The 18,787-nt window shown below is 71.1% G+C and carries 16 protein-coding genes; 14 read left to right on the top strand and 2 right to left on the bottom strand.

Annotated features, from left to right (window positions below; genetic code table 11):
• Positions 1–67: 67 nt before the first annotated feature.
• From F0Q34_RS11595 to F0Q34_RS11550, 10 genes are all read left to right on the top strand, one after another.
• Entirely contained in the window at positions 68–961 is an 894-nt protein-coding gene (locus F0Q34_RS11595) for a transporter substrate-binding domain-containing protein (RefSeq protein ID WP_149812369.1), read from the top strand.
• 69 nt (positions 962–1,030) lie between these two features.
• Complete coding sequence (locus F0Q34_RS11590; RefSeq protein ID WP_149812368.1) at positions 1,031–1,699, top strand: amino acid ABC transporter permease; 669 nt, start codon at positions 1,031–1,033, stop codon at positions 1,697–1,699.
• Positions 1,700–1,726: 27 nt separating this feature from the next.
• Positions 1,727–2,392: an amino acid ABC transporter permease gene (locus F0Q34_RS11585; RefSeq protein WP_174242037.1), complete on the top strand. Its 666-nt coding sequence runs from the start codon at positions 1,727–1,729 to the stop codon at positions 2,390–2,392.
• A gap of 16 nt (positions 2,393–2,408) precedes the next feature.
• Positions 2,409–3,197, top strand: a complete 789-nt coding sequence (locus F0Q34_RS11580; RefSeq protein ID WP_149812366.1) for an amino acid ABC transporter ATP-binding protein — start codon at positions 2,409–2,411, stop codon at positions 3,195–3,197.
• A 77-nt stretch (positions 3,198–3,274) separates the two neighbouring features.
• The gene (locus tag F0Q34_RS11575) at positions 3,275–3,865 is read left to right on the top strand and encodes a deoxycytidylate deaminase (protein ID WP_149812365.1); all 591 of its coding nucleotides are present in this window, start codon (positions 3,275–3,277) and stop codon (positions 3,863–3,865) included.
• Positions 3,866–4,013: 148 nt separating this feature from the next.
• Positions 4,014–5,270, top strand: a complete 1,257-nt coding sequence (locus tag F0Q34_RS11570) for an MFS transporter (protein WP_206668000.1) — start codon at positions 4,014–4,016, stop codon at positions 5,268–5,270.
• Between the two features lie 92 nt (positions 5,271–5,362).
• The gene (locus F0Q34_RS11565; RefSeq protein WP_456316242.1) at positions 5,363–7,012 is read left to right on the top strand and encodes a peptide chain release factor 3; all 1,650 of its coding nucleotides are present in this window, start codon (positions 5,363–5,365) and stop codon (positions 7,010–7,012) included.
• Positions 7,013–7,140: 128 nt separating this feature from the next.
• Complete coding sequence (locus F0Q34_RS11560; protein ID WP_174242039.1) at positions 7,141–8,172, top strand: site-specific DNA-methyltransferase; 1,032 nt, start codon at positions 7,141–7,143, stop codon at positions 8,170–8,172.
• A 434-nt stretch (positions 8,173–8,606) separates the two neighbouring features.
• Positions 8,607–9,515, top strand: coding sequence for a hypothetical protein (locus tag F0Q34_RS11555; protein WP_149812362.1), 909 nt, complete (start codon positions 8,607–8,609; stop codon positions 9,513–9,515).
• Between the two features lie 321 nt (positions 9,516–9,836).
• Entirely contained in the window at positions 9,837–10,883 is a 1,047-nt protein-coding gene (locus tag F0Q34_RS11550; RefSeq protein WP_149812361.1) for a hypothetical protein, read from the top strand.
• Positions 10,884–10,937: 54 nt separating this feature from the next.
• Here the strand turns inward: F0Q34_RS11550 and F0Q34_RS11545 are convergent, their stop codons facing one another.
• Positions 10,938–11,459: a biotin transporter BioY gene (locus tag F0Q34_RS11545; RefSeq protein ID WP_149812360.1), complete on the bottom strand. Its 522-nt coding sequence runs from the start codon at positions 11,457–11,459 to the stop codon at positions 10,938–10,940.
• A gap of 35 nt (positions 11,460–11,494) precedes the next feature.
• Positions 11,495–12,583, bottom strand: a complete 1,089-nt coding sequence (locus F0Q34_RS11540; protein ID WP_241665444.1) for an A/G-specific adenine glycosylase — start codon at positions 12,581–12,583, stop codon at positions 11,495–11,497.
• Positions 12,584–12,585: 2 nt separating this feature from the next.
• Here F0Q34_RS11540 and F0Q34_RS11535 point away from each other — a divergent pair, with 2 nt between their 5' ends.
• From F0Q34_RS11535 to F0Q34_RS11520, 4 genes are all read left to right on the top strand, one after another.
• Positions 12,586–13,119, top strand: a complete 534-nt coding sequence (locus tag F0Q34_RS11535) for a DUF721 domain-containing protein (RefSeq protein ID WP_149812359.1) — start codon at positions 12,586–12,588, stop codon at positions 13,117–13,119.
• 318 nt (positions 13,120–13,437) lie between these two features.
• Positions 13,438–14,055 (top strand): DsbA family protein, encoded by a 618-nt coding sequence (locus F0Q34_RS11530; protein WP_149812358.1) that lies wholly within the window; start codon positions 13,438–13,440, stop codon positions 14,053–14,055.
• A 170-nt stretch (positions 14,056–14,225) separates the two neighbouring features.
• Positions 14,226–18,224 carry an AAA family ATPase gene (locus F0Q34_RS11525; RefSeq protein ID WP_194163322.1) on the top strand — a complete coding sequence of 1,333 codons (3,999 nt, stop codon included), beginning with the start codon at positions 14,226–14,228 and terminating at the stop codon, positions 18,222–18,224.
• Between the two features lie 30 nt (positions 18,225–18,254).
• Entirely contained in the window at positions 18,255–18,785 is a 531-nt protein-coding gene (locus F0Q34_RS11520) for a molybdopterin-dependent oxidoreductase (protein ID WP_149812357.1), read from the top strand.
• The last annotated feature ends 2 nt before the right edge of the window (positions 18,786–18,787 follow it).

Genomic DNA, 18,787 nt, shown 5'->3' with positions numbered 1-18,787 from the left:
AATCTTGCTCCCCTTCGTTTCGGGGCCGCCATGGCGAGAAGGACAGGCGGCGAAGGGGAGCAAGGCGATGGATCAGAACGACAGGCCGAATGCGGAACGGCGGGGCTTGTTCGGCGCCGGGATGGCCGGCGCGGCGATCGGCGGCGTTTCGGCGCTGCTCGCGCCGAAGGCAGCCTCTGCGCAGGGCCTCGGCAAAAGCAAGCTGCAGGTGATCAAGGAGCGGGGCAAGCTGATCGTCGGCACCGGCTCCACCAACCCGCCCTGGCATTTCCAGGATGCCTCGGGTCAGCTGGTCGGCATGGACATCGACCTGGCGCGGCTGCTGGCCAAGTCGCTGTTCGACGACTTCAACAAGGTCGAGTTCGTGTTGCAGGGCTCCGACGCCCGCATCCCCTCCCTGGTCACCGACAAGGTGGACATCGTGGTGCAGTGGATGACCATCACGCCCGGCCGCGCGCAGCAGGTCGAGTTCACCATCCCCTATTACCGCGAGGGCGTGGGCCTGCTGCTGCTGGCGCGCGGCGGCAAGTACAAGAACTATGAGGAAATGAAGGCGGCGGGCTCCGCCGTCACCGTGGGCGGCATGCAGAACGTGTTCCTGGAGGAATGGATCCGCAAGGCGCTCCCCCAGGCCAAGGTGGATGCCTTCGAAAGCCCCGATGCCGCCATGCAGGCGCTGAACGCGCGGCGCATCGATGCCTCCATGCAGGACCAGTCGGCGATGCGCTGGCTGATGCAGCAGGCACCGGGCCGCTTCGTCGATGCGGGGTATGGCTGGATGCCCAATTCCTATGCCTCGGCCGTGAAGCCGGGCGATCCGGTTTGGCTGAACTGGGTCAACACCGTGTACAAGGAAGCGATGATGGGCGTCGATTTCGACTACTTCGCCGCGTCCTACAAGAAATGGTTCGGCATCGAGCTGCCGGTGCCGAAGGTGGGCTTCCCGACCGAGTTCGCCTGACCGTCGCGAAGGCCGCGGGGATTTCGTTCCCGCGGCCCTTTCCCAGAGGCCACGCGGAACGGGCTTTCCATGATCCAATATTATTTCGACTGGTCGGTCATCACCCGCAATGCCGGCGCGCTGGGGGAAGCATTGCTGCTTGGCCTCGGACTGGCGGTGGTGTCGCTGTTGATCGGCTCGGTGATCGGGCTGGCCGCCGCCTATGCGCGGCTGTCGGGGCGGAAATGGCTCGCCTGGCCGGTCTGGGCCTATGTTGAGTTCATCCGCTGCATGCCGTTGCTGCTGCTGATCTTCTTCGTTTATTTCGGGCTGCCGGAGTTCAACATCTCCTGGTTCGACAAGACAGAGAGCTTCGTTCTCACCCTGTCGCTCTATGCCGGCGCCTACATGTCGGAGGTGTTCCGCGCGGGCCTGGGCTCGATCCCGAAGCAATATGTGGAGGCGGCCAAGGCGATCGGGCTGCGGCCCTGGCAGCGGCAACGATACGTGGTGCTGCCGGTGATGTTCCGCATCACCCTGCCGGCGATCAGCAACAACCTGATCTCGCTGTTCAAGGACACCTCGCTCGCCGCCGCCATCGCCGTGCCGGAACTGACCTTCGTGGCGCGGCGCATCAATGCCGACACCTTCCGGGTGATGGAGGTCTGGCTTTCCGTGTCGGCGATGTATCTCGTCACCGCCTACACCATCGCGACGCTGCTGCGCCTGGTCGAGCGCCGCTACGCCTCGATCCGCTGAAGGGCCTGGATCATGCTGGATTTCTCCATGACTCCGGGCGCCTTCGGCTTCGAGGCGTGGCAGTCGCGCTGGTCGATCCTGAGCGGGGTGGGCGTCACCATGGCGTCCTCCGGGCTGACCATCGTCTTCGCCACCATCCTCGGCATCCTGTTCGGCGTGGCGCTGACCTATGGGTGGTGGTGGCTGCGCCTCGTCATCCGCCTTTATGTGGACGTGATGCGCGGCATTCCCGTGCTGGTGCTGATCCTGTTCACCTATTACGGGCTGGCGCTGTTCGGCATCAACGTGCCGGCCTTCTGGGCGGGCGTGATCGCGTTGTCGGGCTTCGCCACGGCGCATATCGCCGAGACGCTGCGTGGCGCCGTGCAGTCCGTGCCACAGGGGCAGATGGAGGCGGGCAAGGCGATCGGGCTGCGCTTCGCGCAGCGGCTGCGCTACGTGATCCTGCCGCAGGCGGTGCGGCGGATGCTGCCGCCCTGGGTCAACACCTGCCTTGAGATCGTCAAGGGCACCACGCTGCTGTCCGTGATCGGGGTGGTGGAGCTGTTGCTGGCTTCGCAGCAGATCATGGCGCGGAACTACCTGATCGTCGATTTCTACCTGCTGGCCACGGTGCTGTACCTCGTCATCAACTTCACCATCGCGCAGATCGGCGGCGTGCTGGAACGCCGCTTCTCCTATCTGCGCTATTGACCGGAGCCATTCACGGATGAGCGACCAAGCGCTGCTGCGCGCCACCGGCGTGCGCAAGAGTTTCGGCTCCATCGAGGTGCTGAAGGGGATCGACCTGACGGTGCGGCAGGGGCAGGTGGTGTCGCTGATCGGCGCCTCGGGCTCCGGCAAGACCACCTTCCTGCGCTGCGTCAACCTGCTGGAGGAGCATGATTCGGGCGAGATCCTGCTGGATGGCGACCCGATCGGCTACCGCGTCGAGGGCGGCAAGAGGCGCCGGCTGAGCGAGGCGCGGGTTTCCGCGCAGCGGGCGCGGATCGGCATGGTGTTCCAGCAGTTCAACCTGTTCCCGCACCTGACCGCGGAGGAGAACGTCATGCTCGGCCTGACCAAGGTGCTGGGCAGGACCCGGGCCGAGGCGCGCGACATCGCTGGGCAGTGGCTGGCCCGCGTCGGGCTGGAGGCGCGGCGGGAACATTATCCCTACCAGCTTTCCGGCGGGCAGCAGCAGCGCGTGGCGATCGCCCGGGCGGTGGCGATGGAGCCGCGCCTGCTGCTGTTCGACGAGGTGACCTCCGCCCTCGACCCCGAGTTGGTGGCCGAGGTGCTGGGGGTGATGCAGCAGCTCGCCGAAAGCGGCATGACCATGCTGGTGGTCAGCCATGAGATGCTGTTCGTGCGCGACGTTTCCCACCATGTGGTGTTCATGGATGGGGGACGCGTGGCGCAGGCGGGAACACCGGACCAGGTGTTTCACCACCCGGAAAGCGAGCGGCTGCGGAGCTTCCTCGGGCGGTTCCACGGGATGTTCGGCAACGCCTTGTAGCCGGCGGCGGGCAACGGGCCGCGGCAGGCCTCATCCGGCTTGCCTCCCGAGGGTGGATTCGACGTAGAATCAACCCCATGACCAACCCCAACACCTTCGAGAACCGCCCCGACAAGCAGGCCAAATGGGATGGCCGCTATATCGGCCTCGCGCACCACATCGCGCAGTGGTCGAAGGACCCGCGGGCCAAGGTGGGGGCGGTGCTGGTGAACCAGGCCTATGCGCGGATCGTCGCCACCGGCTTCAACGGCTTCCCCTCCAATGTGGAGGACAGCGCGGAGCGGCTGGAGAACAAGGCGCGCAAGCTGGAGATGATCCTGCATGCCGAGCAGAACGCGCTGCTGCATGCCGGGCGGGATGCGCGGCATTGCGACGTTTATGTGGTGGGCAAGCCGGTGTGCAATGTGTGCGCCACGCTGCTGATCCAGTCCGGCGTGCGGCGCGTGGTGGCAGCGGCGCCGCGCGCGGGGACGGAAAGCTACTGGGACAAGGTGGGCCTGCTGGCGATCGAGATGATGCGCGAAGCGGGGGTGGAGTTCGTGCCGATCTCCGGCGCGCAGCTCGATGCCATCGGCCTGAACCGGGACGATGCCCGCCGCGCCGAGGACCCCTTCGCCACCCACCAGGCGGAATTCGATTTCGGCGTGTTCGGCGGGAGCGCCGGCTGAGGCACCGCCCCCGGCCCACGGCAAGGGGCCGTTCCGCGCTTCCCGACGCCAGGATGCAAGCCGAGGCGCAGCCTTTGCCGTGACATGCGCGTTACACGGGGGACGGCCAGCCATCACCGGCCGGCCCCTGGAGAGGTTTTCGAGTCTCGTGTCACCCCGCCGCCACCTGGTTCTCATCACCTTTTTCACCGGCAACATCCAGGGCGGGCTGGGGCCCTTCCTGGCGACCTGGCTGGCGCAGACGCGAAGCTGGGGGCCGGAATCGATCGGCTGGCTCAACACGCTGGTTGGCCTCGGCGGGCTCGCGCTCAGCGGCCCGGCGGGCGCGCTGGTGGACAGGCTGAAGCTGCCGCGCCTGCTGCTGGCGCTGGCCTGCGGCGCCATCCTGGCGGGCACGATGCTGCTGCTGGTGGCGCATGGCTTCCTCGGCGTGCTGGCGGCGCATGGCATGGCGACGATCGGCGGCATCCTGGTGCTGCCGGCGGTCACCGCCTTCACCCTGGGCATCGTCGGCAAGAAGGACTTCCCGCGCCAGCATGGCCGCAACGAGGCCTTCAACCATGCCGGCATCCTGTTCTCGGCGCTGATGATCGTGGGCGGCGCAACGCTGATCGGGCCGGACATCGCGCTGTTCGTGATGGCCGCCATGGCGCTGGGCGCGATCGTGGCGGTCGCGGTCGCGCCCGGGAAGGCCTGGAGCGCGGCGCGCGCCAGCGGCGAGGAAGACGCGGATGACGAAGCGGAGACGGGCAAGGCCGGGGAAAAGCAGGAGGGCAGCGAGGATCAGGTTTCCCCCCTGAAGGCCGTGCTGACCGACCGCCGCCTGCTCACTCTGGCGGTGGTGCTGGCGCTGTTCTCGCTGGGCAACGGGGCGATGCTGTCGCTGGTCGGGCAGCGTGTGGCGGCGGCGGGCGGCAGCGCCACGGCCTGGACCGCCGGCTATGTCATGGCGGCACAGCTGACCATGATCCCGGTGGCGCTGTGGGGCGGCGCCTGGGCGGAGAAGCATGGCGGGCGGCCGCTGATGCTGGTGGCCTGCGCCGCGCTGGGCGCGCGGGCGCTGCTGGCGGCCTGGATCACCGACCCGCTCTGGCTGGTGCCGGTGCAGGTGCTGGACGGCATCGCTTCCGGCCTGATCGGGGTGGCGGTGCCGGTGGTGGTGGCCGATGCCTCCTGGGGCAGCGGCCGGACCCAGACGGCGCTGGGCGCGGTGTATTCGGTGCAGGGGCTGGGCGGGCAGCTTTCGCACGTGGTGGGCGGCACGCTGGTCGCCTGGGTGGGGTGGCACGCGGCATTCCTGGCGCTGGCCCTGCCGGTCGGGGGCGCGCTTCTGCTGTCCCTCGGCCTTGGCGGGCACGGGCGGCAAGGCGCCGAAGGGGAGGAAAGCACCGCCCAGCCGGCCTGATGGCGGCCGCCCGCGCCGCAGGGTCGAAACCCCGGCGCGTCCGCGCTATATCCCCGCCGCCCCCAGAGACAGCGCCCCCGGAGTGTGAGCCCTTGCAGAACCTTGATGCCCCCGCCTTGGGCCACAACCAGCCGCCCCTGAGCGAAACCGCGGCCGAGGCGGGGCGCCGGCGCACCTTCGCCATCATCGCCCACCCCGATGCCGGCAAGACGACGCTGACGGAGCAATTGCTGCTGCTGGGCGGCGCCATCCAGATCGCCGGCGCCGTGCGCGCCAAGGGCGAGCGGCGCCGCACGCGCTCGGATTGGATGAAGATCGAGCAGGACCGCGGCATTTCCGTCGCGACCTCGGTCATGACCTTCGAATATGCCGGGCAGATCTTCAACCTGCTCGACACGCCGGGCCATGAGGATTTCTCGGAGGACACCTATCGGACGCTGTCCGCCGTGGACGCGGCGGTGATGGTGATCGACGCCGCCAAGGGCATCGAGGCGCAGACCCGCAAGCTGTTCGAGGTCTGCCGACTGCGCGACATCCCCATCGTCACCTTCATCAACAAGATGGACCGCGAGGCGCGGGAGCCGCTGGAGCTGCTCGACGAGATCGAGAAGACCCTCGCCCTCGACGTGACGCCGGCCACCTGGCCGATCGGCTCCGGCCGGCAGTTCGCGGGCGTGTATGACCGCGCCCATGAGACGCTGCGGCTGCTGCGCGAAGGGGGGGAACAGGACGAGAAGGTGTCCGGCCCGGACGATGCGCGCATCGACACGCTGCTGCCGCATGGCCAGGGCGACGTGCTGCGCGAAGGGATCGAGCTGGCCTCGGTGTATCCGGAGTTCGAGCTGGCCTCCTTCCGCGAAGGCCATCTGACGCCGGTGTATTTCGGCTCCGCGCTGCGCGGCTTCGGGGTGAGGCACCTGCTGGACGGGCTGGCCGCCTATGCGCCGCCGCCCTCGGCGCGTGCCGCCGATGCGCGGGTGGTGGAGCCGGAGGAGGAGAAGCTCACCGGATTCGTCTTCAAGATCCAGGCCAATACCGACTTGAACCACCGCGACCGCGTGGCCTTTCTCCGCGTCTGCTCGGGGCGGCTGCGGAAAGGCGCGCGGCTGAAGCAGGTGCGCACCGGCAAGTCGATTCCGGTCAACGCGCCGCTGTTCTTCTTCGCCAAGGAGCGCCAGGTGGCCGAGGAAGCCTGGCCGGGCGACGTGGTCGGCATCGCCAACCATGGCGTGCTGCGCATCGGCGACACGCTGACCGACGGGGAGGAGCTGAACTTCCGCGGCGTGCCGAGCTTCGCGCCCGAGATCCTGCGCCGCGTGCGGCTCGATGATCCGATGCTGGCCAAGAAGCTGCGCAAGGCGCTGGACCAGCTGGCCGATGAGGGCGTGGTGCAGGTTTTCCGCCCGCTGGACGGTTCCCAGCCCGTGGTGGGCGTGGTCGGGCAATTGCAGCTCGACGTGCTGTCGAGCCGCATCCAGGCGGAATACGGCGTCCACATCACCTTCGAGGGCACGTCCTGGTCCACCATGCGCTGGGTGGCGCCGCGGGAGGACGGCCCGCAGGGCCGGGAAACGCTGGACCGTTTCCTGCGCTCGGCGCCCAGCCAGATGGCCGAGGACCATGACAACGAGCCGGTCGCCTTCTTCACTTCCGACTGGGGGCGGCGCCGGTCGGAGGAGGAATGGCCGGCGCTGCGCTTCCTGAGCCTGCGCGAGCAGCATGGGGTGGGCGAGGCCGCCTGATTTCCCTCGCTTGACGACGCGACTCGGGTCAACGCATTGTCTTGCCTCGAGTCGCAAGGGGTTTCGCGGGCGTGGGAACAGGGTTGGATCTGCCGCTGGATTGCATCCTCCAGGGGGATTGCATCGAGATGCTGCGGCGGCTGCCCCCGGCCTCGGTGCATGCCATCTTCGCCGACCCGCCCTACAACCTGCAGCTCCGGGGCGAGCTGCGGCGGCCGGATGAGAGCGTGGTGGATGGCGTCGACGATGCCTGGGACCGCTTCGCCGACCTCGCCACCTATGACGCCTTCACCCGCGCCTGGCTGACCGAGGCGCGGCGCGTGCTGCGCAAGGACGGCACGATCTGGGTGATCGGCTCCTACCACAATGTGTTCCGCCTCGGCGCCGCGTTGCAGGACCTCGACTTCTGGATCCTGAACGACGTGATCTGGCGCAAGGCCAACCCGATGCCGAACTTCCGCGGCCGTCGCTTCACCAACGCGCACGAGACCATGATCTGGGCGGCGCGGGGTCAGGAAAGCCGCTACAAGTTCAACTACACCGCCATGAAGTCGCTGAATGACGACGTGCAGATGCGCTCGGACTGGTTCATCCCGCTCTGCACTGGCAATGAGCGGCTGCGGGACGCCGAAGGCAAGAAGCTGCATCCGACGCAGAAGCCGGAAGCGCTGCTGCACCGCGTGATCCTGTCCTGCACCGCGCCGGGGGAGGTGGTGCTGGACCCGTTCCTCGGCTCCGGCACCACGGCCGCCGTCGCGAAGCGCCTCGGCCGCCGCTACATCGGCATCGAGCGCGACGCGGATTATGCCGCCGCTGCGCAGGCCCGCATCGACGCGGTGGAAGCCCTGTCGGAATCCGCAGCCCTGGTGATGCCGACGCGGCGGGAACAGCCGCGCATTCCCTTCGGCACGCTGGTGGAACGCGGGCTGGTGCCGCCGGGCGCGCGGCTGACCGACCGGCACCGGCGCTTCGCCGCCGATGTGGGCGCCGATGGCTCGATCCGCTGCGGGCAGGCGCAGGGCTCCATCCATCAGGTCGGCGCGGCGGTGCAGGAAGCGCCATCCTGCAATGGCTGGCTGTTCTGGCATGTGGAGCGGCGGGATGGCTCGCTGCGCCTTCTGGACGAGTTGCGGGCCGAAATCGCGCGGGAGCGGGGCTGAACCAAAGGCGAGATTTTAGCCGATTTCGTCCCGCCTAGGTGGCAAAATAAGGAACTATCGCGCCTTATGGGCGAATTGCTTCCAGCGAAATATTCTTCCGCTTCAATGGGAATTCACGAGGGCGGGAACTCGCTTTTTGGTCCCCTGACAGAATGGCCTTTTGCCGTCACCCACCCGGCGGCATGCCGGGCACCAGCCGCGTGACGCAGCCAGGGGGGCATGTGGCGCTGGTGGCATCCCGGCCATGCGACGGGAGAATCCTTGGTGACCAGCCAGCGCTACATCCTTGACGCCGGGATGCCCATAGCTGGGCGTTCCAGACCCTGATCCATGGCGATGACGGCCTGCTGCGGCAGCGCGATGTCCGCTATGACGACGGCACGCTGGCAATCCGCCTTTACGACCCCGCCAAACTGTCGGACGCCGATATTTCCGTGCGCTGGTATGATGCCGCGGGGCGCGAAACGCGGGGCGAGACGCGCTATGATGACGGCCAGCGCGAAACCTATGTGCTGGATGCCGGCAACACCGCCAGCTGGTCGCGGGTCGGGCATGATTACGATGCCTCCGGCGCGCTGCTGCGCAAATCCGTGCAGTATGATGACGGCCGCAGCGTCACCACCGATTACCAGCCGGGCAGCACGGCCTTCACCCGCACCACGCAGGGCACGGCGGACGGCGTCTACAAGATGGAGTTCGTCGCGGAGGATGGCTCCCGGGACGTGCTGCGCTACCGCGACGACAGCGATGGCGGCTGGAACACCGACAGCCGCCACTACAATGCGGATGGAGAGGTGACCCTCATCTACAACCGCTTCGGCCTGGACAGCTTCACCCAGCATTTCGATGCGGGCGACCATCTCGCCTGGTCGCGCTACGCCTTTAACGACACCTACCGCGATGACGGTGTGCAGACCACGACGCTGAGCTTCGATGAAGGCGGCCGGCTGGTTACCGGCATCGACCGCCCCGGCTGGGGCGCGCCGGAAGGCTTCCCGACCCCCAATCCCTGGGCGGCGCAGGGCCGCGTCACCGATGCGCGGGACGAGCTGGCCTGGCGCTATGTGGTGAATGACGATGGCACGGTGCGGGAGCAGCTCGGCCAGCTGGACTGGCAGGTGCGGCACGATGCCTGCGGCTGCGTGACGGAGCGCTCCGCCGATCTTGGCAATGGCGTGACGCTGCTGGTGGATTACGACACCGCCCGGACGGAAAACTGGTCCGCCCAGGTCACGCTGCGCGATGCCGCGAAGGGCGCCGATTTCTATGCCGCGGCCTTTACCGATGATGGCGGGTTGCAGGTGCTGCTGAGCCCGTCGCAGCCGGCCGACTGGATCGCCTGATCACGGAGGAGGAGGGGGCGGGGCCGGACGGCGGGCCTCGCCCCCGGCATGTCCCGCGATTGTCATCGATGATTGGTTTGGCACCCGAATGATCAACCGGTAGTATTACTGGCTGAAGCGTGGCCATGGCTCGCTTCTCCAATTCCGGTAGAATAATCGTGACTATAGCTCAACCTTTAGTGTTTTTACTTAACGCTTGATTTTCACCATGGTCTGCATCGCGTAACGGTTGAGACCTTCGGGTTTGCCGACGTCGGCGCGCGGCACCGGGCCGCGTCCGCCGTGCCATTCAAGCCCGCAGAAGCGGGCGGGAGCCGTTTGATGACGAAACGCGTGATCGTGGACCAGGCCGGCACGGAATACTGGGCCGCCCAGACCCTAACCTATGATGCCCAGGGGCGCCTTTCCATCCGCGACATTCTGAACGACGATGCCAGCCGCACCGTCACCTTCTACGACGCCGCCAATGCCGAGAGCTGGGCGCGCGTGGTGGAGAACTACGACCAGTCCGGCCGGATGCTCAACCGCGCCACCACCTATGATGACGGCGGGCGCGGCGTGTCCCAGTACGACATCGCCGGCACGCAGAACTGGTCGGAGTTCCTGACGTCCTACAACGCTTCCGGCGCGCGCTACCGCACCGACATCACCTATGACGCGGGCGGCAAGCTGACCACCTATTACGACGCGGATTCGTCGAAGGACTGGACCAAGCAGGCCTTCACCTACAACATCTCGGGCGACATCGTTTCGCAGGCCACCAACTTCGACGATGGCTCGCGCTCGGTGATCTCCTATGACGTGGACGGCACGCAGCCCTGGACCTGGTATTCCGGGACCTATGACGCCACCGGCACGCTGATGGTGCAGGGCCAGCTCCTGGATGACGGCTCCACGCTGCAGGTGCTGCGCGACGGGCATGACATGGCGGGCTGGAGCAAGGTGTCGAGCCTGTTCAACACCTCGGGCGAGGTGGCGGCGCGCAGCATGTACACGGACAGCGGCGTCCATGCCGGCATCCAGTACGATGTCGCGAACACGGAAGCCTATGCCGTGCAGGCGCGCATCTACTTCGCCGACGGCACGCTGGCCTATGGCGCGCAGTTCAAGGATGACGGCAGCTATCTCGAGAACACCGATGCCGCGAACTGGCAGGTCCTCGAGGAGATCGGCGGCGTGGTCGCGCACCGCTCGGCCGATCTGGGCGATGGCCTGCGGCTGACCATCGACTACGACCTGGCCAATGCCCAGGACTGGATGGCCTATGCCAAGCTGGAGGATGGCAGCGGGGCGACGCTGTACAGCTTCACCCTGAGCGACGACGGCAGCTTCCAGGAGCAGACCGCCATCTCCGACTGGCTGGCCTGATCCACAACCGCCGGCCGGCCGGCCAGGGAAGGCAGCGCCTTCCCTGGCCCGTCATCAGTTGCGGCGCAGGGCGCGAAGCGCGGCCAGCGCCAGCCCGGTCTTGACCAGCGTGCCGGGGATGAAGGGCAGGAAGCCGGCGATCAGCGCGCCTTCCAGCCCGGTGAAGCGCGACAGCCACAGCACGCCGGGGACGAACAGCAGCAGGTGGGCCGCGGTCAGCACCCCGGCCTGGCGCAGCAGCCCGCCGCGCGCGAAGCCCGCCAGCCAGGCGGCCGCCACGAAGCCCAGCAGGAAGCCGCCGGTCGGCCCCATCAGCGCCATCGGGCCGGCGGCGCCATTGGCGAACACCGGCAGGCCCAGCGCCCCTTCAGCGAGATAAGCCAGCACCGAGGCGACGCCGAGGCGGGCGCCGCCCAGCGCGCCCAGCAGCAGCACCACCAGCGTCTGCATGGTGGCGGGCACCGGCCACATCGGCAGCGCGATCTGCGCCGAGGCGGCCAGCGCCGCCGAGCCCAGCAGCGTCAGGCCGGCGAAGGCCAGCGCCGGATGGGCGCGAAGGGCGGTGATCCGAGTCATGCGAGGTATGTCCCCATTCCGTGAGTCGTGCGCCATCAGGCGCCTCCGGCCGGGCTTGCCACGGCGCCGGCGGCCTCGGCAAGCGCCAGCAGCCGCAGCATGGCGCCGGGCAGGATGCGGGCGGCCTCCGCCGGCGCCCACCATTCGCCCTCGGCTGCCATGCCCGGCGGCAGGGTGGCGGCCAGCAGCGTCATGCGCAGCTCGAAATGGGTGAAGCCGTGCCGTGCCTCCCCGGGCAGGGCGTGCCAGTCGAGGCCGGGGGCCGGGGCATGCGCCAGGGCTTCCGCGTGGTCCCAGCCTTCGGCGCGCCAGGGCGTGCCGGGCAGGCCGGGCATGCCGCCCAGCAATCCCTTTGGCGGCCGGCGTTGCAGCAGCAGGCGGCCCTGCGCGTCGCGCAGCAGGAAATGCACGCCCATCCGGGTGGGCCGCGCCCGCTTTGGCGCCTTGCGCGGCAGGGTGTCGGCGATGCCGGCGCGGCGCCCGGCGCATTCCGCTTGCCATGGGCAAAGGGCGCAGGCCGGGTTGCGCGGCGTGCAGATCGTGGCGCCCAGGTCGAACAGCGCCTGCACGAAATCCGCCGGGCGCCCGGCGGCCTCGGGCTGCGCCATCCAGTGCTGCGCCAGGGCGGCGAGGCGGGGACGCGCGCCGGGCAGCGCTTCTTCGACCGCGTGGACCCGGCTGGTGACGCGCTCCACATTGCCGTCCAGCGGCACCACCGGGCGGTCGAAGGCGATGGCGGCGATGGCGGCGGCGGTGTAGGCGCCGATGCCGGGCAGGGCGCGCAATTCCTCCACCGTGTCGGGAAAGCCGTTGCGCGCCGCCACCGCCCGGGCGCAGGCATGCAGGTTGCGCGCCCGGGCGTAATAGCCGAGACCGGCCCATTCGGCGGCCACGTCCTCCCACGGCGCGGCGGCCAGCGCCTGCACGGAAGGGAAGCGGTCCAGGAAGCGGCGCCAGCGCGGCGCGACGGCGGCCACCGTGGTCTGTTGCAGCATGACCTCGGACAGCCAGATACGGTACGGGTCGCGCAGCGTTTCGCGCCAGGGCAGGGCGCGGCGGTGGCGGTCGTACCAGTGGAGCAGGGCGGAAGCCGGCGGAGCGGCCGCGGGAATGAAAGGCAGCACGGATGCAGCAAGAGGACGAAGCGCGGCGCCGCGCAAGCCCCGCCGGGGAAACAAAGGGCGGCGCGCCCAAGAAGGAGGAGGACCTGCCCGGCTGGCGCCCCGATCGCGGCCTGCGCCCGGTGGGCAGCCTGATCCCGCGGCTGACCAAGCCGGTGTTCCGCAAGCGCAGCCCCGCCGCCGCGCATCTGATGACCGACTGGCCGGAGATCGTGGGACCGGCCCTGGCGGCGCAAAGCATGCCGCAGAAGCTGGTCGCCGGCACGCTGGTGCTGCGTTGTTCCGGCCCGGTGGCGATGGAACTGCAACACCTGGCGCCGCTGCTGATCGGCAAGATCAACGCCATGCTGGGGCCGGGGCTGGTCCAGCGGCTGCGCTTCGTGCAGGGGGCGGTGACGCCGCCCGCCGCCGCGCCCAGGCGCCCGCCCCGCCCGGTGGTGCCGGAAACGGTGAAGGCCGCGCTGGAGGAGGTGCCGGACCCGGAGCTGCGCGCCGCCCTGGCCCGGCTGGCCCAGGGCGTCTACCGCCGGCGCGGCTGAGGCGCGGGCCGGCCACGGCATCGCGCGGTTCCGCGCGGGGTGACATGGCGTCGCGGTTTTCGCGCATGGCGAAATGCAACGCTGCCCCCCGCCGCATGGCCGGCTGGATGGACAGCCGGCTGGGGAGCGGCCATTCGCGGCGCTCCCCAGGGCGCTCCCCAGGGCGCTCCCCAGGGCGCTTCCACCTTTCCGGCAAGGCAGCGTTTCAGTTCAGGCCGGTTCTGCGATAAAGATCGCGCCGGCCGGATCACCCGGCTGTGTTCCGCCGGCTGCCGGTCCCCTGGGGCCTCGCCATTGCCAAGCCTGAAGGAGGCTGCCTTGCCGCTTTCCCGCCGTATCCTGATGCTGGCCCCGGCCGCCCTGTTGCCGTGGTCGGCCAACCGCCCCGCCGCCGCCCAGGGTGGCGACCCCCGGCTGACCGAGCGCAGCGCCGGCAAGCGGGACGCCCCGGTGACGGTGATCGAGTATTTCTCGCTCACCTGCTCGCATTGCGCCGCCTTCCACCGCGACACCTGGCCGCGCGTGAAGAAGGAGCTGGTGGACGCCGGCAAGATGCGGATGGTGTGGCGCGACTTCCCGCTGGACCAGCTCGCCCTGGCCGCCGCGCAGGTGGCCCGCACCCTGCCGCCCGCCGCCTATGAGGGCTTCATCGGCGCGCTGCTGTCCACCCAGGACCGCTGGGCCTTCAACCGCGGCGCCGATCCGGTGGCCGAGATCGCCCGCGTGGCCGCCCTGGCCGGGCTGAGCCGCCCGCAGGTCGATGCCGCCATCGGCGACGAGGCGCTGCGCAAGGCCCTGCTGGAATCCCGGCTCAAGGGAGAGCAGGAGCACAAGGTCAGCTCCACCCCCACCTTTGTCTTCGGCAGCAAGACGGTGCCGGGCGCCCTGAGCTTTGACCGCTTCGCCGAACTGGTCGGCGAAGCCGCCGGCGCTTGAGCGCGGAACTGAGGCAGGGCGGCTCCGCGATGGAGGATGCCGCCGCGGCGCCACAGGCCGGACCGGCCGTGGAATTGCCGCAGGCTGACGCGGCCGACGCGCCGGCGCGCGATCTGGCCGACGCGCCGCCGCGCGATGCGGCGGCGACGGAGGCCGCGCGTGCCGCGGCGCTGCGCGCGGTGCTGACGCGGCTGCGCATCGCGGGCTTCAAATCCTTCGCCGAGCCCACCACGGTGGAGGTGATGCCGGGCCTGACCGGCATTGTCGGCCCGAATGGCTGCGGCAAATCCAACGTGGTCGAGGCGCTGCGCTGGGCAATGGGCGAAACCAATGCCCGCGCCATGCGCGGTGGCGAGATGGATGATGTCATCTTCGCCGGCACCGCCACCCGGAGCGGGCGCAACCAGGCCGAGGTGACGCTGCTGCTGGAGGATGCCTCCGGCCTCGCCCCGCCGCCCAACCAGGAATCCGCCGAGCTGGAGATCACCCGCCGCATCGTGCGCGGGGAAGGCACCGGCTTCCGCATCAATGGCCGCGAGGCGCGCGGCCGGGACGTGCAGACGCTGTTCGCCGATATCGGCTCCGGCGCGCGCTCCTCCGCCATGGTCAGCCAGGGCAAGGTGGCGGCGCTGATCGCCGCCAAGCCCGAGGAACGCCGGCAGGTGCTGGAGGAGGCCGCCGGCATCGCCGGGCTGCGCGCCCGCCGGCACGAGGCGGAGCTCAAGCTGCGCCAGGCCGAAACCAACCTGACCCGCGCCGACGACCTGAAGGGCCAGCTCGACGTGCAGCGCATCGGGCTGCAGCGCCAGGCGCGGCAGGCGGCGCGCTACCGCAACCTGTCCGGCCTGACCCGGCAGGCCGAGGCGGAATATTTCGCCCTGCTGGTGGCGCGCGCCGAGAAGGCATTGGCCGGCGGCCGCGCCGCCCATGCCGCCGCCCGCGCCGCCACCCGCGCCGCCGAACAGGCCGCCGCCGACGCCGCCACCCGCGCCTTCACCGCCGAGCGCGCCCTGCCGGCCCCGCGCGAGGCCGAGGCCGAGGCCCGGACCGCGCTGGAGCGACGCCGGGTCGAGCAGGAAGGGCTGGAGGCCGCCGAACGCCGCGCCCGCGCCGCCTTCGAGGCCGCCGCCGCGCTGCTGGCGCAGATCCAGGACGATCTCGGCCACGCCGCGCGCACGGCCGAGGATGCCGAGGCCGCCGAAGCCCGCCTCGCCGCCGAGGCCGGGGCGCTGGAAGGGGTGCTGACCGCGCTGCCGGCGCGGCAGGGGGCCGCGCAGGCCGAGCAGGCGGAGGCCGAGGCCGCCGTCGCCGCCGCCGAGGCCGAGGCCGACCGGGCCGCGCAGCAGGCGGCCGAGGCCGCCGCCAGCCACGCCAAGGCGTCCGGGGATGCGGTGGCGGCGCAGCAGCGCGAACAACGCCTGCGGCAACAGCGCGATGCCCTGGCCGCCGAGGCGCGGGACGCCGAGGCCGCCCGCGTTTCCACCGCCGAGACCGAGGCCGCCGCGGCCGCCCGCGCCGCCGCCGAGGCCGCCCTGGCCGAGGCCCGCGCCGCTCTGGAACAGGCCGAAGCGCGCCGTATCGCCGCGCAGGAAGCGCATGCCGCCGCCCGCCGCGCCGCCAGCGAGGCCGAGGCCGCGCGCGGCCGCGCCACCGCCGAGCGGGACGGCGCCGCAGCCCGCGCCCGGCAGGTGGCCGAGCAGCGCGACCGGATGCGGCGCGAACATGCCGCCGCCGCCGCCGAGCGCCCCGCCGCCGAGGCGCTGGCCGCCGCCCATGCCGCCACCGCCGAGGCCGAGGCAGCGCTCGCCAAGGCCCGGGAGAGGTTGGCCAAGGCCGAGGCGGAACGCTCCGCCGCCGCCGGCGCTCACGCCCTGGCGCGTGGCCAGGCCGGCGCCGCCGAAGCCGCCCGCGCCCGCGCCGAGGCCGAGCGCCAGGGCCTGGCGGATTTGCTGCGGTCCCGCGAATCCGGCGGCGCCGCGCCGATCCTCGACAGCATCACCGTGCCGCCCGGGCTGGAAGCCGCGCTGGGCGCCGCGCTGGGGGAAGGGCTGGAAAGCCCGGCCGATGCCGCGGCGCCGCGCCATTGGCGCCGCCTGCCGCCGCTGGCCACTCCCGCCCCGCTGCCGCCCGGCGCCACGGCGCTCGATTCGCTGGTGCAGGCGCCGCCGGAACTGGCGCGCGCCCTGTCGCAGATCGGCCTGCTGGACGATGCCGGCCAGGGCGCGGCGTTGCAGCAGGACCTGGCGCCGGGCCAGAGCCTGGTGACGCGGGACGGCGCGTTGTGGCGCTGGGATGGCCATGGCGCGCGGGCCGGCGCGCCCAGCCCCGGCGCCGTCCGGCTGACCCAGCGCAACCGGCTGCGCACCGCGGAGGCGGCGCTGGAACAGGCGGCACGGGCCGCGCGGGAGGCGATGGCCGAGGCCGAGGCGGCCAAGGCGGCCGAAACCCGGGCCGCCGCCGCCGAAGCCGCGGCCCGCGCCGGCCGCGGCCAGGCCGAGGCCGCGCTGGGCCGCGCGCGGGACTCGGACGCCAAGCTCGCCGCCGCCGCCGCCCGCGCCGAAAGCCGCATCGCCGCGCTGGAACCGCAGCTTGAACGGCTCGATGCCGAGCTGGCATCGGCCGAGGCGCTGCGCGATGCCGCCGCCGCCACGCTGTCGGGCCTGCCCGACCTCGCGAGGGGGCGGGCCGCGCGCGACGAGGCGGCGCGGGCCGAGGCTGCCGCGCAATCCGCCGAGGCGGCCGCGCGCGAGGCGCGCCGCAAAACGGAAGCAGGACTGGAAGCGGCGCGGGCCGCCGAGGCGCGGCTGGCTTCCCGTGCCGCCAGCGCCGAAAGCCGGCTCGCCGCGCTGGCGCCGCAGCTTAGCCGGGTTTCCGGGGAACATGAGGAAGCCCAGGCCGCGCTGCGGGCGGCGCGGGAGGTCCTGGCGGGCCTGCCGGACCTGGACCGCCTGCGCGGCGCGGTTGAGGCGGCGCGCCAGCAACTGGCCGCCGCCCGCGCGCGGGCCGGGGCGGCGCGGGATGCCGCCGCCGCGCTGGCCGCGGAGGCGGACCGCGCACAGGCCCGGCTCGCCGCCATCGCCGAGGAGCGGGCGTCCTGGACCGGCCGGCGCGAGGCCGCCGCCGGGCGGCTGGCCGAGCTGACCCGCCGCGCCGCCGAGGCCGAGGCGGCGCGGGATGCCGCCGCCGCCGCGCCGGAGGAAGCCGCCGCCACCCGCGCCGCCGCCGGCCGGGTGCTGGCGGAGGCGGCAGCGCGCCATGCGGACGCCGCCGCCCGGCTGAAGGCCGCCGAAGCCGAGGACCGCGAGGCGGCGGAAAACCGCCGCGCCGCCGATGCCGCCTTCGCTTCGGCGCGTGAGGCGCAGCTTCGCGCCGAGGCCGCCGTCAGCCAGGCCGAGGCGCTGGCCGCCAGCGTCGCCGAGCGCCTGGGCGAGCGGCTGGGCGAGAATCCCGTCCTGCCGGAGCCGCCCGAGGATATCTCCGAGGCGGCCGAGGAGCGGGCGCGGCGCAAGGCCGAGCGGCTGGCGCGCGAGCGGGAGGAGATGGGGCCGGTCAACCTGCGCGCCGAGCAGGAGATGGCCGAGGTGGAGGAGCGCATCGGCGCCATCGACCGCGACCGCGACGAGATCGGCGCGGCCATCGCCAAGCTGCGTGGCTCCATCGGCCATCTGAACCGGGAAGGGCGGGAAAGGCTGCGCGCCGTGTTCCAGCGCGTCGATGGCGAGTTCCGGGCGCTGTTCGGGCGGCTGTTCGGCGGCGGGCGGGCGCATCTGGCGCTGGTCGGTTCCGATGACCCGCTGGAAGCCGGCCTCGAGATCTATGCCGAGCCGCCGGGCAAGAAGCTGGCCACCCTGTCGCTGTTGTCGGGCGGCGAGCAGGCGCTGACCGCGCTGTCGCTGATCTTCGCCGTGTTCCGCTGCCAGCCCGCCCCCGTTTGCGTGCTGGACGAGGTGGACGCGCCGTTGGATGATGCGAATGTTGAAAGGCTCTGCGGCCTGCTGGAAGCCATGGCGGCGGAGGCCGGCACACGTTTCCTCGTTGTCACGCACCATCCATTGACGATGGCCCGGATGCACCGGCTCTATGGCGTGACCATGCAGGAGCGGGGCGTGAGCCGGCTGCTGTCGGTTGATCTCGGCCTGGCGACCGAGATGGTGGAAGCGGGCCATTAACATTTTGGCCGCATTGCTGTGATAGGAGCCATGGCCCTGGTGTGCGAGGGAATGCGCGGGCGGATGCTGCGGCGGCGGGCGGCGATCGGGCTTGGCTGCGGGATGCTTGCGGCGCCGGCCGCGCGGGCCACTGAGGCGCCGCGCCCGACCCTGGTGGTCAGCGGCCGCATCGGCGCCCCGGACCCCGGCAGCACCGAGCGCCGTTTTTCCCTGGAGGCGCTGGAAGCCCTGGGCATGGCGGAGTTCACCACCGTGACGCCCTGGACGCCCAATCCGCGGCGCTTCAGCGGCGTGCCGCTGCGGAAGCTGCTGGAAGCGGTGCGGGCGCAGGGGCGGGAGTTGCACGTCACCGCGCTCAATGACTACCGCTCGGTCATCCCGGTGGCGGATGGGGTGGCGGCCGGCGCGCTGCTGGCCACCCGCATGGAAGGCAGCCCCATCCGCATCCGCGATTTTGGTCCGGTCTGGATCGTGTTCCCCTGGTCCGACAGGCCGGAGCTGGACCGGCCGGCGCTGCATCATTACGCCGTTTGGCAGCTCGCCCGGATCGAGGTTCGTTGAGG

This window comes from Teichococcus oryzae, assembly GCF_008386565.1.
In the GTDB taxonomy this organism is placed as follows: domain Bacteria; phylum Pseudomonadota; class Alphaproteobacteria; order Acetobacterales; family Acetobacteraceae; genus Pseudoroseomonas; species Pseudoroseomonas oryzae.
The sequence above is the reverse complement of the archived record's forward strand: the minus strand, read 5'-3'. Positions and strand labels throughout refer to the sequence as shown.

What these genes read in the sequence shown, in the direction of transcription:
- F0Q34_RS11585 (WP_174242037.1), top strand. Translation starts at nt 1,727, where the DNA reads ATGACTCCGGGCGCCTTCGGCTTCGAGGCGTGGCAGTCGCGCTGGTCG.
- F0Q34_RS11580 (WP_149812366.1), top strand. Translation starts at nt 2,409, where the DNA reads ATGAGCGACCAAGCGCTGCTGCGCGCCACCGGCGTGCGCAAGAGTTTC.
- F0Q34_RS11590 (WP_149812368.1), top strand. Translation starts at nt 1,031, where the DNA reads ATGATCCAATATTATTTCGACTGGTCGGTCATCACCCGCAATGCCGGC.
- F0Q34_RS11545 (WP_149812360.1), bottom strand. Translation starts at nt 11,459, where the DNA reads ATGACTCGGATCACCGCCCTTCGCGCCCATCCGGCGCTGGCCTTCGCC.
- F0Q34_RS11560 (WP_174242039.1), top strand. Translation starts at nt 7,141, where the DNA reads ATGCTGCGGCGGCTGCCCCCGGCCTCGGTGCATGCCATCTTCGCCGAC.
- F0Q34_RS11575 (WP_149812365.1), top strand. Translation starts at nt 3,275, where the DNA reads ATGACCAACCCCAACACCTTCGAGAACCGCCCCGACAAGCAGGCCAAA.
- F0Q34_RS11520 (WP_149812357.1), top strand. Translation starts at nt 18,255, where the DNA reads ATGGCCCTGGTGTGCGAGGGAATGCGCGGGCGGATGCTGCGGCGGCGG.
- F0Q34_RS11550 (WP_149812361.1), top strand. Translation starts at nt 9,837, where the DNA reads ATGACGAAACGCGTGATCGTGGACCAGGCCGGCACGGAATACTGGGCC.
- F0Q34_RS11535 (WP_149812359.1), top strand. Translation starts at nt 12,586, where the DNA reads ATGCAGCAAGAGGACGAAGCGCGGCGCCGCGCAAGCCCCGCCGGGGAA.
- F0Q34_RS11595 (WP_149812369.1), top strand. Translation starts at nt 68, where the DNA reads ATGGATCAGAACGACAGGCCGAATGCGGAACGGCGGGGCTTGTTCGGC.